Annotated in this window: 11 protein-coding genes; 4 read left to right on the top strand and 7 right to left on the bottom strand. The window is 72.0% G+C overall.

Annotated features, from left to right (window positions below; translation table 11 throughout):
- Positions 1–3: 3 nt before the first annotated feature.
- Positions 4–693 carry an acyltransferase gene (locus KM427_RS04495; protein ID WP_215527515.1) on the bottom strand — a complete coding sequence of 230 codons (690 nt, stop codon included), beginning with the start codon at positions 691–693 and terminating at the stop codon, positions 4–6.
- Positions 694–732: 39 nt separating this feature from the next.
- Here KM427_RS04495 and KM427_RS04490 point away from each other — a divergent pair, with 39 nt between their 5' ends.
- The 4 genes from KM427_RS04490 (at position 733) to KM427_RS04475 (ending at position 6,950) form a co-directional block, all read left to right on the top strand.
- Positions 733–1,083, top strand: a complete 351-nt coding sequence (locus KM427_RS04490) for an MmcQ/YjbR family DNA-binding protein (RefSeq protein WP_215526407.1) — start codon at positions 733–735, stop codon at positions 1,081–1,083.
- A gap of 25 nt (positions 1,084–1,108) precedes the next feature.
- Positions 1,109–2,269 carry an alpha-hydroxy-acid oxidizing protein gene (locus tag KM427_RS04485; RefSeq protein WP_215526406.1) on the top strand — a complete coding sequence of 387 codons (1,161 nt, stop codon included), beginning with the start codon at positions 1,109–1,111 and terminating at the stop codon, positions 2,267–2,269.
- Between the two features lie 116 nt (positions 2,270–2,385).
- Positions 2,386–5,499 (top strand): M14 family metallopeptidase, encoded by a 3,114-nt coding sequence (locus KM427_RS04480; protein ID WP_215526405.1) that lies wholly within the window; start codon positions 2,386–2,388, stop codon positions 5,497–5,499.
- A 380-nt stretch (positions 5,500–5,879) separates the two neighbouring features.
- The gene (locus KM427_RS04475) at positions 5,880–6,950 is read left to right on the top strand and encodes an IS110 family RNA-guided transposase (RefSeq protein ID WP_215525712.1); all 1,071 of its coding nucleotides are present in this window, start codon (positions 5,880–5,882) and stop codon (positions 6,948–6,950) included.
- 121 nt (positions 6,951–7,071) lie between these two features.
- On the opposite strand, the gene KM427_RS25885 is transcribed toward KM427_RS04475, so the two are convergent.
- From KM427_RS25885 to KM427_RS04445, 6 genes are all read right to left on the bottom strand, one after another.
- Positions 7,072–7,560, bottom strand: coding sequence for a zinc ribbon domain-containing protein (locus KM427_RS25885; protein ID WP_215526404.1), 489 nt, complete (start codon positions 7,558–7,560; stop codon positions 7,072–7,074).
- Positions 7,561–7,658: 98 nt separating this feature from the next.
- Positions 7,659–9,260, bottom strand: coding sequence for a GMC family oxidoreductase (locus KM427_RS04465; RefSeq protein ID WP_215526403.1), 1,602 nt, complete (start codon positions 9,258–9,260; stop codon positions 7,659–7,661).
- Positions 9,261–9,264: 4 nt separating this feature from the next.
- Complete coding sequence (locus KM427_RS04460; protein ID WP_215526402.1) at positions 9,265–10,290, bottom strand: glycerate kinase family protein; 1,026 nt, start codon at positions 10,288–10,290, stop codon at positions 9,265–9,267.
- Complete coding sequence (locus KM427_RS04455) at positions 10,287–11,129, bottom strand: sugar phosphate isomerase/epimerase family protein (protein ID WP_183592805.1); 843 nt, start codon at positions 11,127–11,129, stop codon at positions 10,287–10,289. The genes KM427_RS04460 and KM427_RS04455 overlap by 4 nt, the downstream gene beginning before the upstream one ends.
- The gene (locus KM427_RS04450) at positions 11,126–12,331 is read right to left on the bottom strand and encodes a dihydrodipicolinate synthase family protein (protein ID WP_215526401.1); all 1,206 of its coding nucleotides are present in this window, start codon (positions 12,329–12,331) and stop codon (positions 11,126–11,128) included. The genes KM427_RS04455 and KM427_RS04450 overlap by 4 nt, the downstream gene beginning before the upstream one ends.
- Positions 12,328–13,950 carry an acyl CoA:acetate/3-ketoacid CoA transferase gene (locus tag KM427_RS04445; RefSeq protein WP_215526400.1) on the bottom strand — a complete coding sequence of 541 codons (1,623 nt, stop codon included), beginning with the start codon at positions 13,948–13,950 and terminating at the stop codon, positions 12,328–12,330. The genes KM427_RS04450 and KM427_RS04445 overlap by 4 nt, the downstream gene beginning before the upstream one ends.
- Between the last annotated feature and the right edge of the window lie 20 nt (positions 13,951–13,970).

The following is a 13,970-nucleotide window of genomic DNA, read 5'->3' as shown; positions in this document are numbered from 1 at the left end:
CCGTCAGGCGCTCACGAACCCGCTCTCGTCGGCCTCGCCGAAGTGGCCACGCAGCACGGGGCGTACGTCGCCGCGGGGTCCGACCCAGCCGACGCCCGGCTCGAGCCGGCGCAGCAGCCGGGCGGGCGCACCGCCCACCACCGTGTGGTCGGCCACGTCACCCCGGACGACCGAGCCGGCGGCGACTACGACGTTCCGGCCGATGGTCGCGCCGGGCAGGATGATCGCGCCGTGGCCGATCCACGAGCCCGACCCGATCCGCACCGGCAGATGGCCGCCGAACTGCTCGCCGATCGGCAGGTCCGGGTCCTGGTAGCCGTGGCTGGCGTCGCAGACGAAGACGTCCTGGCCGAACCACACGTCGTCGCCGAGCTCGATCGAGGCATGGGCGACCAGGCTGCACCGGGCGCCGATCACGCAGCGGTCGCCGATCACCAGCCCTCGTTCGGGGATCCCGGCGTCGTCGGGGCCGTAGCCGACCGAGAGCGTCACCTGGCGACCGATGAGGATGCCCGACCCCAGGTGGATCGACCGGGTCCCCATCAGCGTCGCCGCCGGGAAGCCGATGCTGGTGCCGGACCCGAAGCTGCCGAAGCCGTCCGCGGCCCGGGTGCCGGGCGTGATCTCCCCGGCCCGGTCGAGCCAGCGCCAGCCGGCCAGCACACCCCGGTTCAGCAGCCGCTTGATGCCCATGTCCACGGTCGGAGGGTAGCCGCCTGGGAGGATCCGGGGGTGCCCTCCCGGATCCCCGACTTCCTCGAGCTCGTCGCTCAGCTGCCCGCCGTCGGCCGGCACGACACCGACCGGTGGAGCCGCTTCGAGGTCGCCGGCCGCGCCTTCGGCTACCTCTGGCCGGCCACCGCCACGGTGGGGCTGAAGCAGACCATCGCGGAGCAGCTCGGCCTGGTCGCCGAGCGACCCGACGTCTTCGAGATCCAGTTCACGGCCGGCGCCTTCGGGTGGGTGGTGGTCCACCTCGACGGCGTCGCGCGCGACGAGCTCGCGGAGCTCACCTTCGAGGCCTGGCGGCTGAGCGCACCGGACGCCCTGGTCGACGAGCGCGGCGACGTACTGCCCGCCTGACCTGCCGACGCGGCAGGATGCCGCCATGGCGAACTACGCGGACTTCCAGATCGGCCTCTACTTCGCGGGCCTGGGCGGAGAGCTGCCGGCGTACCCGCTCACCTTCGCCGGGCTGGAGGCAGCGGCCCAGGCGAAGATGGAGCATCGGCTGTGGGACTACGTCGCGGGCGGCGCCGGCGACGAGCACACCCAGCGGGCGAACGTCGCGGCGTTCGAGCGCTGGGGCATCCTGCCGCGGATGCTGTCGGGTGCCGCCGAGCGCGACCTCTCGGTCGAGCTCTTCGGCCACCGACTGCCGGCGCCGGTCCTGATGGCGCCGATCGGTGTGCTCGGGGTGATGACCGACGACGGGCACGGCGACCTCGCGGCCGCCGCGGCGTCGGCCTCGTCCGGCATCCCGATGATCGCCTCGACGCTGATGCAGGACCCGCTGGAGGAGGTCGCCGCTGCCCTCGGCGACACCCCGGGGTTCTTCCAGCTCTACACGCCCAACGATCGCGAGGTGGCGGAGAGCCTGGTCCGCCGCGCCGAGGCGGCGGGCTTCCGCGGCATCGTGGTCACCCTCGACACCTGGACGCTCGGCTTCCGGCCCCGCGACCTCCAGCACGCGACGTTCCCGCAGCTGCGCGGCGCCTGCCTGGCCAACTACTTCTCCGACCCGGTCTTCCGGTCCCGGCTCGCGGCGTCGCCCGAGGACGACCCGGGCGCCGCGACCCTGCACTGGGCGATGACGTTCGGCAACCCGACCCTGACGTGGGACGACCTCGCCTGGCTGCGCGATCTCACCGACCTGCCGCTGTTGCTCAAGGGCATCGGCCACCCCGACGACGTGCGCCGGGCCAAGGACGAGGGCGTCGACGGCATCTACTGCTCCAACCACGGCGGCCGCCAGGCGGCCAGCGCCCCCGCCCTCGAGCTGCTGCCCGCGGTGGTCGACGCCGCCGACGGCCTTCCGGTGCTGTTCGACTCCGGCGTGCGCTCCGGCGCCGACGTGATCAAGGCCCTCGCCCTGGGCGCCACCGCCGTCGGGATCGGCCGCCCCTACGGCTACGGCGCGGTGCTCGGCGGCACGGCGGGCATCGAGTTCGTGCTCTCGTGCCTGCTCGCCGAGGCCGACCTGACCATGGGCCTCAACGGCTACGCCGGCATCGCCGAGCTCACCCGCGAGGTGCTCCTGCGCTGCTGACCCCGGTCCCAGCGGGACCGGCGACGGCACAGCATGACCATTGCGGGCCAGGTGTGACCAATGTCACAGTGAGAGGTCATGTCTGCCTGCCGGGAGGTCGGATCATGCGACGGTCCATGGTTGTCGCTCTCATCTTCGCCGTCATCGCCGCGCTCTGCGCGGGGCTCACCACGGCCACGGCGGCACCGACGGGCAACGCCGGCAGAGAACCGGACCGGCTGAACGCGTACACCGCGACGGTGACGCCGGACCAGCTCTCCGTGCTGACCCAGGCGGGCGTCGACGTGAGCGGTCAGCGACGGGCCGCGTCGGGGGTCGAGCTCGACCTGGTCCTCGACAAGGCCCAGGCCGACGGGCTGCGGGCCCGCGGCATCGACCTGAGGCTCACGCGGGTCAAGGGTGGCCAGACCGTCCGGCAGTTCGCTGCGGCGCAGGCCGCCAACGGATTCAACGTCTGGCGGTCGTACGACGAGCCGGGCGGCATCCGCGACCAGCTCTACGCCGCGGCGCGCAACAACCCCCAGCTCGTGAAGCTCGAGGTCCTCGGCCACACCGGCCAGGGCCGCGAGATCATCGCGGTCAAGCTGACCCAGGGCGCCCGAGGCGTGCAGGACGGTCGGCGACCCGCCGTGCTGTTCAGCGCCACCCAGCACGCGCGGGAGTGGATCTCGACCGAGGTCGACCGGCGCCTGATGAACTACTACATCGACCGCTGGCGGGCCAACGACCGTGCGGTCCGCAAGCTGCTGCAGTCGACCGAGCTCTGGTTCATCCTCGTCGCCAACCCCGACGGCTACCAGTACACGTTCGATCACGAGCGGCTGTGGCGGAAGAACCTGCGCGACAACAACGGCGACGGCGTGACCCAGGTCGGCGACGGCGTCGACCCGAACCGCAACTTCCCCAACCACTGGGGCTGGGACGAGGAGGGCTCGTCCTCCATCCAGTCCAGCGAGACCTACCGCGGGCCCGGCCCGGCGTCCGAACCGGAGACCCGGGCCATGGTCAGGCTGCTCGACCGGATCAGGTTCGCGTTCCAGGTCAACTACCACTCCAACGGCCAGTGGCTGCTGTACGCCGAGGGCTGGCAGACCAGCACGCCGACCGCGGACGACCCCATCTACTACGCGATGTCCGGCAACCTCGACGCCCCGGCCATCGAGGACTTCCACCCGGGCCTGAGCTCGGACGTCCTCTATGTCACGAACGGCGAGACCACCGACTACGCGCACGCTGCGACGGGCGCCCTGGCCTGGACGCCGGAGCTGTCGGAGGGCTGTGACGGCTGCGGATTCGTGTTCCCCGACGACGAGGCGCTGGTGCAGGCGGAGTTCGAGCGCAACCTGCCGTTCGCGCAGTCCGTGGCGAACTCGGCCGGCGACCCCGACGACCCGAAGACCGTCACCGGGATCAGGACCAAGCCGTTCTACATCGACAGCGAGGACCCCTACAAGCGCAGCAATCCCGGCACGCAGCTGAGCTTCACGGAGTCCTACGGCGACCCGCAGCCGGTCGCCGTGATCGCCAAGCGCAGCCTGGGACGGGTGACCCTGAACTACCGCATCAACGACGGGCGCGTGCGCACCGCGCGGACCTCGGAGTGGAGGGGCGGGTCGAGGTACGACCCCGCGGCCGTCTACTACCACCAGATGCGCGGCGTGGTCAGGGGTACCGATCCCGGCGACTCGGTCGAGGTGTGGTTCACCGGCGGCGGGAAGCGGAGCGAGTCGTTCACCTACCAGGCCGTCTCCGAGACCGACCACCGCGTGCTCGTCGTGGCGGCCGAGGACTACACGGGCGCCTCGCCGGCGCAGGATCCGAACGGTCCGCACTTCGCCGACACGTACGTCGACGCCCTGGCCGCCAACGGTGAGGACGCGGACGTCTACGACGTCGACGCCGCCGGGCGCCTCGCGCCGGACGCGCTCGGGGTGCTCAGCCACTACGACGCGGTGGTCTGGGAGACGGGCAACGACCTGGTGACCCGGACGGCCGGCCGGGGCGCCGGCAACGCGGACGTGCTGGCCCTCGACGAGATCCTGCAGTTCCGCTCGTACCTGAACGAGGGCGGACGGGTGCTGTTCGCGGGCGACTCCGCGGGCCAGCAGTACACCAACAACGTCGGCAACCAGATGTACGACCCGAAGGGCGAGGTCGCGTGCAACCCGCCGCCGGCCGACATCGACCCGCGGCGGTGCCTGCCGCTGTGGGGCTCGTTCGGCGGTGGTGACCAGACCCATGACGTGCTGCAGTACTACTTCGGGGCGTACCTCGCCGTGGCCGGTGACGGCCTCGACGACACCGGCGCCGCGTTCGACGCGAGCGGCGTCGCCGACCCGTTCACCGGCCTGTCCTGGGGCCTCGACGATCCCGTCCTCGCGGGGAACACCACGCGGCGTTCGTCGTTCCTGTCGACCAGCGGCATCCTGCCACCCGACCGGTTCCCGCAGTTCGAGAGCTGGCCGGCCGCGCGGTACGACAAGCCGGGCGGGCCGTTCGACCCACACACGGGAGCGCACTACGTCTACTCCCAGATCGCCGACGTGTCCTACAAGAGGCTGACCCGCGAGATCGCGGTCCCGGCCTCCGGTGGGTCGATGACGTTCTGGACGTCGTACGACACCGAGGCCGACTGGGATCACCTGTTCGTGGAGGCGAGGACCCCGGGCCAGGACGACTGGACGACGCTCCCGGACGCCAACGGCCACACCACGCAGAACACGGGCGAGAGCTGCAAGCAGGAGAACTCGGGCGGCTGGCGCACCTTGCACCCGCAGCTCGACCACTACCAGACGCAGACGGGCGCCTCGGCCTGCGACCCGACCGGGACCACGGGCGCGTGGAACGCCGCCAGCGGCAACTCGGGCGGCTGGCAGGAGTGGAGCGTCGACCTGGACGGGTACGCCGGCCAGACCGTCGAGATCTCCATCGCCTACGCCAGCGACTGGGCCACGCAGGGCATCGGTGTCTTCCTCGACGACATCACGCTGCCCGACGGCACGAGCACGTCGTTCGAGACGGGACTCGACGGATGGACGGTCTCCGGACCGCCCCCGGGTAGCGCGTCGAACTCGAACGACTTCGAGCGCACCGACGCATCCGGGTTCCCGGTCGGCAACGTCATCGCCACGCCGCACTCGCTGCTGATGGGCTTCGGCCTCGAGGGCGTGTCCACCTCGGCGGAGCGCGCCGCGGTGATGGGGCGGGCGCTCGATCACCTGCTCGACTGACGGGGGGCGAGACGGCGAGGGCCCCGCACAGTGATCTGTGCGGGGCCCTCGTCCGGGTCGCTAGTGGTCGTCGCTGGAAGTTCCTCGGGGGTGGCCCGTGCCCGGGGTGCGTGCATCGCAAGGCTGTGAGGATCGCGTACGCAGCCTGATCGTGCTGGGCTGTCCTCGGTGGCCGCGGGCGTGACTCTTGGCAAGGCTGGCCTCGTGCCTTTCTGGCGACTCGTCCGCTCGTGGTCACCGGCCCCGGCCCGGTCGGAGGAGCTGGCCTGATTAGGAGCTTGACCGGCGGGCGTTATCGTCGCCCGTCGTGTCTCATCACAGTCCCGCCGAATCTCCGTCCCGGACCGGAACCACGTCCCTTCCGGCATAGGAGAGAACGCATGACCAGTGTGACCGACCTGCGTGAGGTGGTCGATGTCGTCATCGGCGTCGACACCCACGTCCACACACACTCCGCAGCTGCGGTGGATGCCCGCACCGGCGGTGTGCTCGACCAGATCACCGTCGACGCCACTCCCGACGGCTACGCCCAGCTGACGGAGTTCGCCGACGAGCATGCCACCCTGCGCGCGTGGGCGATCGAAGGCACCGGCAGCTTCGGCGCCGGCCTGACCCGCCACCTCCGCACGCGAGACGAACTGGTGATCGAACTCGATCGACCGGTCCGGACCAAGCGCCGCAACGGCGCGAAGTCTGATCCCCTCGACGCGATCCGCGCAGCCCGTGAGGCGCTCTCCCGCACCAAGCTGGGTGGCCCGCGCGACGGCGGGGATCAGGCCGCAGAGCGGCACTCCCTCTCGATGCTGCTCACCGTCCGCCGCTCCGCCGTGGACGCGGCCAGCGACGCCCGACGACAGCTGTTCAGCCTGGTCATTGCCGCACCGGAGCCTGTGCGGGAACGATTCCGCGGTCTCAAGGCATCCGCCATGCCCGCAGTCGCACGGAACCTGCGCACTCGCGCCTCGTGGGACGTCGAGACACGGACCGCGGTCACCATGCTGCGCACCCTGGCGCGCCGGATCCAAGCCTTCACCGAAGAAGCTGCCGAGCACGAGCGAGCCATCCTGGCGATCGTGCGGTCTTGGCGACCCGACCTCCTCGCCCAGCACGGCGTCGGACCGATCGTGGCCGCGACCGTGCTGTGCGCCTGGTCCCACCCCGGCCGAGTCCGCTCCGAAGCGGCGTTCGCGATGCTGGCCGGGGTCGCACCCATCCCAGCCAACAGCGGCCAGGTCACCACCCGCTACCGCCTCAACCGCCGCGGCGACCGACAGCTCAACCGCGCCCTGCACACCGTCGCCCTCTCCCGCTGCCGCCACGACCAACGCACCCGTGACTACGTGGCCCGACGAACTACCCAGGGCAAGACACCCCGCGAGATCAAACGCTGCCTCAAGCGATACATCGCACGAGACCTCTACCGACTCCTCCAAGCCGGCAGCACCACTTGACGTCCCATAGGAGCGTCGCCGGAGCGCGGCTCTACTTGCTTGTCCAGCAAGCGACGGCAACGCCGCGAGGTGCGTGCCCGGGGTGCGGGCCACCCGAAGAACTTCCGGTGACGGCCACTAGTCAGCGGGTGAGGAACACCGGGTCGACCGGCCGGGTCGTGACCGGTGCGTGCTCGCAGATGAACGAGCAGATCCAGTCACACGCCGGCCCGCTGCAGTACAGCATGCAGCGGTTGTAGCACTCGCCCCCGACGCCGTACCGCTCACGGAACGCGGGTTGGAACGACGCGGCCGCCGGTCCGGGCATGGCGTACTGCGGGAGCGTGCCCATCGACTGGCAGCCGCCGCAACCACCGCCGCAACCACCGCCGCAACCGCAGTCGCCGCCGCTGCTCCGCGTCGCGGCCGGCGTGAGGTCGGAGCGGCAGTGCTTGCAGCGCGTGGCCTCCGGGTGGATGGTCTCCCTGCAGAAGGGGCAGACCCCACCATGGTCGGCACCATGAGGTTTGAGACGCGACCCGCAGTGCCGGCAGACGGTGGCCTCGGCCTGGATGTCTTCCTTGCAGAAGGGGCATTGCGTGACTGTCGATTGCGTCGTTTGCTCCGTCATGAGTCACCTCTCGGGACGGACCCTCGATCGAACGTAACGCATTTCCCCGGCCATCTCGTCCCGACATCTGGGTAGGCACAGGAGCAGCGCCCGCCCCGTCAGAGCTCGGCGCCGAGCACCAGCGCGGCGCCCTTCTCACCGATCATCATCGACGGCGCCTGGGTGTTGCCGCTGATGATCGTCGGCATGATCGAGGAGTCGATGACGCGCAGCCCGTCGAGGCCGCGCACCCGCAGCTCGGGGTCGACCACGGCGAGGTCGTCGACGCCCATCTTGCAGCTGCCCACCGGGTGGTAGTCGGTCTTGCCCCACCTGCGGATGTAGTCGCGGATCTCGTCGTCGGTCTGCACCGACGGGCCGGGCAGCTGCTCCTGCTTCAGGATGCCCCGGAACGCGGGAGCGTCGAACACCGTGCGCATCAGCTTGAACCCCGCGACGGAGACCTCCAGGTCGCGCTCGTCGGCGAGGTAGTTGGGGTCGACGACGGGGGTGTCCGCGGGGTTCGCCGAGGTGAGCGTCACCGACCCGCTGCTGAGCGGGCGGACGTTGCAGGCCAGCAGCGTGACGCCGTGGCCCGGGATCCGTTCGGCGTTGCGGGCCTCGTCCTTCCACACGACGTACGCGGGCAGGAAGTGCAGCTGCAGGTCGGGTGATCGGACGGCGTCCGAGCTGCTCACGAACGCACCGCCCTCGGTGATCGTCGCGGTGGCCGGACCGGTGCGGAACAGGCCGTACTCGACCGCGTGCCTGAGGGCCCGGTGCCAACGGTCCTCACCGCTGTAGGTGATCGGCTCGGCGGCCTCGCGGGTGATGTAGACCTCGAGCTGGTCGCGCAGGTTCTTGCCCACGCCGGGCAGGTCGTGGACGGGGTCGACGCCGACCGCACGCAGCTCGTCGGCCGGCCCGATGCCCGAGAGCAGCAGCAGCCGGGGCGAGTTGATGGCGCCGGCGCTGAGCACGACCTCGCGGTCGGCCCGCACGACCTGGCGCTCCCCCTTGAGGGTGTACTCGACACCGGTGGCGCGGCCGTCCTCGACCACGATCCTGGTGACCTCGGCACCGGTGCGGACGGTGAGGTTGGAGCGGCCGAGGACGGGGTGGAGGAACGCCGTCGAGGCGCTCTCGCGACGGGCGTTGCGCTGGGTGACCTGGTGGAAGAACACGCCGTCCTGGCTCGCGCCGTTCGGGTCGTCGGTGCGCCGGATGCCGACCTCCTGCGCCGCCCGCATGAAGGCCCGGGTGGTCGGGTTGGTCTGGATCTGGTCGGCGACGTTGAGCTCGCCGTCGATGCCGTGGTACTCGTCGGCGAGGCGCTCGTTGCGCTCGTGCACCTTGAAGTAGGGCAGCACCTCGTCGTACGACCAGCCCTTGCACCCGAGGTCGGCCCACTCGTCGTAGTCGAGCCGGTTGCCGCGCACGTAGAGCATGGCGTTGATCGACGTGCTGCCGCCGAGCACCTTGCCCTGCGGGAGGAACATCCGCCTGTTCTCCATGTGCCGCTGCGGGGCGGTGTCGAAGATCCAGTTCGCGGAGGTGCCCATCAGCTTGGCGAAGCCCGCGGGGATCTTGAGCAGCGGGTGCCGGTCCCTGGCGCCGGCCTCGAGCAGCAGGACCTGGTTGCCGGGGTCGGCGCTCAGGCGGTTCGCGAGGACGCAGCCGGCGGCGCCGGCACCGATGATGACGTAGGTGTAGCGGTTCATGAGCTCACTTCCTCGTTCTGCTGCCGGACACGGCGATGTGCTGGCGGGTGATGTCGCGGGCTGCTTCGCGCAGCTGTTCGGGGGTCCCGGCCTCGCGGACGTCGGCGATGCCGAGCCCGGCCAGGACGGCGGGCTCCGCGCGGTGCTGGCCCACGGCGGCGTACACGGGCACGGCCGCGGCCCGCGCCCACCGGGTGACGCCGTCGATGACCTTGCCCTGGGCGGTCTGGGAGTCCAGGCGACCCTCGCCGGTGAGGACCAGGTCGGCGCGGGCCAGGCGGTCCTCGAACCCGACCCGGCGCAGGACCTCGTCGATACCGGAGACCAGCTCGGCGTCGTGGCCCGCCCACAGGGCGCCGGCGAGGCCGCCGGCGGCTCCCGTTCGCGCGACCCCGCGAGGATCGCGGGGGAACGACGACGCGACGGTGTCCAGTCGCTCGGTGAGACGCTCGACGGCCTCGGGGTCGGCGCCCTTCTGCGGCCCGTACACGCGCGCGGCGTCCTGGTAGGTGGTGACCACGTCGCACAGCACGACGAGGCGGGTCCGGCCGAGTCCCCCGCCCGCCTCGATCGCGGCCAGTGCCCCGAGGCCCCCGTCGGAGAAGCCGCTGCCTCCGACCCCGAGGACGATCTCCGCCACACCGGACGACGCCGCCGCGGTGAGGAGCTGGCCGGTGCCGGCACTGGTCGCGGCGTAGGCGTCGACGGTCTCGGGGTCGATCAGGTGCAGGCCGCTGGCCGACGCGGTCTCGACCACCGCGGTGCGGCCGTCCTCGGAGAGCAGGTAGCTCGCCCAGACCTGGCGGCCGTCGGGGGCGATGACGGCGTGCTCGACGTCCGTCCCGGGGACGCTCGCCCGCAGCGCCTCCAGTGTCCCCTCGCCACCGTCGGCGACCGGGCACACGTCGGTCTCGCCACCCGCCTCGCGCACCCCCGCCGCCAAGGCGTCGGCGACGACGGCCGCGGACATCGTGCCCTTGAAGGAGTCCGGGGCGACCAGCACCCGCGGACCTGGATCGGTTGTGCTCATGCGACCACCTCGAGACCGTCCAGCAGGCCGGCCATCCGGGTCCGGATGTCGCCGACCAGGGCACCGACCGGAGTCGCCCACACGTCCTCGTTCAGCACCTCCACCTCGATGCTGCCCTCGTACCCGTCCCGGAGCAATCCACCGACGATGCCGGCGAGGTCGGCGACGCCGTCGCCCGGCAGGCCGCGCCCGGTCAGCACGCTCGGCGTGGGGACGAGCCAGTCGGCGACATGCACGCTGACGGTCCGGGCAGCGGCCCGCTCGAGCGCCTGCGGCAGCCGCGGATCCCACCAGACGTGGTAGGTGTCCACGGCGATGCCCAGGTGCGGATGGTCGATGCGCTCAACCAGGTCGACCGCCTGGTCGAGCGTCACGATGGCCGAGCGCTCGGCGAGGAACATGGGGTGGAACGGCTCCACGGCGAGCACCACGTCGTGGTCGGCGGCGAACGGCAGCAGGTCCTCGATCCCGGCCCGGATCAGGTCCACCGCCGCGACCGGTCGCCCGTCATGGACCGGCCCGCACACCAGCACCAGGACCGGAGCCCCGAGCTCGGCGGCCTCCTCGACCGCGGCCCGGTTGTCGCGCCGCGCCTCGGCCGGGCTGCGGGTCCCGGTGAAGAACCCGCCACGGCACAGGCTGCTCGCCCGCAGCCCCCGCCCGTCGAGTGCTCGACGGGTCCGTCGCACGTCGCCGCCGACGTACTTGTGCCGCCACGGTGCGACCGCGGGCACGCCGGCGGCCACGCACGCATCCAGGAGCTCCTCGGTGCCGCTGGTCTCGGCCGTGGCCTGGTTGATGCTCAGCCGGGCCCGCCAGGCATCGGCCGGGCCGGTCATGGCGACACGCCCGCCACCGCCAGGAACTGGCGCATCCGGAACGTCGCCAGCTCGGGGTCGGCCAGCGCGCCGCCCTCGTCGGCCAGGGCGAAGACCCGGGCCAGGTGCGGCACCGAGCGCTGCAGCTCGGCGCCGGCGACCATCCGGAAGTGGTCCTGGTGGCCGTTGAGCCAGGCGAGGAACACCACGCCGGTCTTGTACGCCGAGGTCGGCGCGGCGAACAGGTGTCGCGCCAGGGGCACGGTGGGCTCGAGGATCGCGCTGAAGCCGTCGGCGTCGCCGGCGTCGAGCCGGTCGAGCGCCGCTCGGGCGGGTGCGGCGATGGCGTCGAAGATCCCGAGCAGGGCATGGCTGTGCCCGTGCTCGTCGCCGCGGATGAGCTCGACGTAGTTGAAGTCGTCGCCGGTGTGCATCAGCACGCTCTCGGGCAGCCGGCGTCGCAGGTCGATCTCGCGCTCCGCGTCGAGCAGGGAGATCTTGATGCCCGCGACCTTCGGCTCGTGGTCGCGGATCAGCCCCAGGACCACCTCGGCCGCGACGTCGAGGTCGGCGCTGCCCCAGTAGCCGCGCAGCGCGGGGTCGAACGCCTCGCCCAGCCAGTGCAGGAAGACCGGGCCGTCGCTCTGGCGCAGCACCTCGTCGTAGACGGCGACGTAGTCGTCGACACCGGTCGCCGAGGCCGCGAGGTGCCGGCTGGCCATCACGACCGGCTCGGCCCGGCTGTCGCGGATCCAGGCGATCTGCTCCAGGTAGGCGTCGACGAGCCGGTCGACCGGGTAGGTGCCGGCCGGGTCGAGCTGGTCGGTCATCGCCCCGGCGACGACGCGACCGCCCCGGGCGGCGGCCTCGGTGCCGGAGGTGCGGATCAGCCGGCGGGCCAGCGCCCAGTCCAGGCCGTTGCCCCGCTGGGCGGTGTCCATGGCTTCGGCCAGCCCGAGGCCGAGGTCCCACAGGTGGCGGCGGAAGGCCAGGGTGGCGTCCCAGTCGATCGCTGCGGCCGTGCCGTGGTCGGCCGGGTCCGCCAGCGGGTCGGCCACGACGTGCCCGGCGGCGTAGACGGACCGGCTGGCGACGCCGGCCCCGCCGTACGCCGCGTCGAAGACGGCGCTGCGCGGGCCGACCCGGTGCAGACGCGTCTCGCCGTCGGCACCGGGGAGGTGCAGCTCCGTCGGCGTCCGCGTCGTGGCCTGGGCGGTGCTCATCGGGCCGCCTCGCTGCCGGCGATCATCCGGTCCCGCCAGGCGGCGCCGAGTGCGACGTCGGTGAAGAGAGCGGCGTCCATCTCGCGCAGGTCGGCGGCGACCTCGATCGGGCCGGGCAGCTGCTCGAGGACGTCGCGGTCGACGTCGACGCCCGGGGCGGTCTCGACGAGCACCAGCCCGGCCGCGCCGAGCTCGAAGACCGCCCGCTCGGTGACGTAGAGGACTCGCTGGCCCCGCAGCCGCGCCTGCTCGGCGCTGAACGTGACCTGCTCCACCTGGTCGACGAACTTGCGGTGCCGGCCCTCGGACTCGATGGCGAGCGTCCCGGCGCCCGGCACGGCGCGCAGCCCGCCGGCGTTGAACGTGCCGCAGAAGACGACCGTCGACGCGTTCTGGGAGATGTTGACGAACCCCCCGGTGCCGACGACCCGCTTGTTGAACTTGGAGACGTTGACGTTGCCGGCGGTGTCGATCTGGGCGAAGCCGAGGAAGGTGATGTCGAGGCCGCCGCCGTCGTAGAAGTCGAACTGGTAGGGCTGGTCGAGCACGGCGACCGGGTTGGTGGCGACGCCGAAGATGACGCCGCGCGCGGGCACGCCGCCGACCAGGCCCTGCTCGATCGTCAGCGTGAAGTGGTCCGACCAGCCCTCCTCGGCGGCGACCGCCGCGACGCCGTCGGCGATGCCGACGCCGAGGTTGACGACGTCGCCGTCGCGGATCTCGGCGAGCGCGCGCCGGGCGACGACCTTGCGCTGGTCGAGCGGGAACGGCTCCAGGTGGCTCAGCGCCGCCTTCACCGCGCCCGAGAACGCCGGGTTGAAGTCGTGCGTCACCAGCTGGCGCTGCTCCTTGTGCACCACGACCACGTCGACGCAGATCCCGGGGACGACCACCGACCGCGGGTCGAGCGAGCCACCCTCCGCGACCTGCTTGACCTGGGCGATGACCAGGCCGCCGCTGTTGCGGGTGGCCTGGGCGATGGAGAGCATCTCCAGCCGGGCGCCCTCCTGCTCCAGCGAGATGTTGCCGCGCTCGTCGGCGGTGGTGCCCCGGATGAGGCACACGTCGATGTCGATGGCCGGGTAGAACAGCCACTCCTTGCCACCGAGCTCGACCACCTCGACGAGCTCCTCGGTGGTGACGTCGTTGAGCCTGCCACCCTCCAGCCGCGGGTCGCAGAACGTGCCCAGCCCGACGTGGGTGACCAGGCCGGGACGGCCGCCGGCGATCTCGCGGAACAGCTGGGCCATCACGCCCTGCGGGAAGTTGTAGGCCTCGAACTGGTTCTCGATGACCATCTCGCTCATCCGGGGCGCCATCCCCCAGTTGCCGGCGATGATCCGCTTGGCGAGGCCGGGCTGGGCGAGGTGGTCCATGCCGCCGCCCTCGCGGTCACCGATGCCGGTGGTGTGCACGAGCGTGAGTCCGGCCGGTGCGCCGTTCTCGCGGTAGGCGTCGCCCAGGGTCCGCAGCAGGAGGTCGGGCTCGACCAGCCCGCCACCGGAGCCGCCGATGGCCACCGTGTCGCCGGGACGGACGAGGGCGATGGCGTCGGCGGCGTCGAGGAAGCGCGGGCCGCTGCGCACCCGTCGGGACGGGCGGGGCGTCGGGTCGGTCATGGGGTGGTCCTCCGAGCTGG

Origin of the sequence: Nocardioides sp. LMS-CY (genome assembly GCF_018732145.1) — a bacterium.
GTDB lineage: Bacteria > Actinomycetota > Actinomycetes > Propionibacteriales > Nocardioidaceae > Nocardioides > Nocardioides soli.
Note: the sequence above shows the minus strand (reverse complement) of the source record. Positions and strands in the feature narration are given on the sequence as shown.

Bases quoted from the DNA above. Each gene is read 5' to 3' on its own strand.
- KM427_RS04455 (WP_183592805.1), bottom strand. From the start codon at position 11,129: ATGACCGGCCCGGCCGATGCCTGGCGGGCCCGGCTGAGCATCAACCAG.
- KM427_RS04445 (WP_215526400.1), bottom strand. From the start codon at position 13,950: ATGACCGACCCGACGCCCCGCCCGTCCCGACGGGTGCGCAGCGGCCCG.
- KM427_RS04450 (WP_215526401.1), bottom strand. From the start codon at position 12,331: ATGAGCACCGCCCAGGCCACGACGCGGACGCCGACGGAGCTGCACCTC.
- KM427_RS04485 (WP_215526406.1), top strand. From the start codon at position 1,109: ATGGCGAACTACGCGGACTTCCAGATCGGCCTCTACTTCGCGGGCCTG.
- KM427_RS04475 (WP_215525712.1), top strand. From the start codon at position 5,880: ATGACCAGTGTGACCGACCTGCGTGAGGTGGTCGATGTCGTCATCGGC.
- KM427_RS04495 (WP_215527515.1), bottom strand. From the start codon at position 693: ATGGGCATCAAGCGGCTGCTGAACCGGGGTGTGCTGGCCGGCTGGCGC.
- KM427_RS04480 (WP_215526405.1), top strand. From the start codon at position 2,386: ATGGTTGTCGCTCTCATCTTCGCCGTCATCGCCGCGCTCTGCGCGGGG.
- KM427_RS04465 (WP_215526403.1), bottom strand. From the start codon at position 9,260: ATGAACCGCTACACCTACGTCATCATCGGTGCCGGCGCCGCCGGCTGC.
- KM427_RS04460 (WP_215526402.1), bottom strand. From the start codon at position 10,290: ATGAGCACAACCGATCCAGGTCCGCGGGTGCTGGTCGCCCCGGACTCC.
- KM427_RS25885 (WP_215526404.1), bottom strand. From the start codon at position 7,560: ATGACGGAGCAAACGACGCAATCGACAGTCACGCAATGCCCCTTCTGC.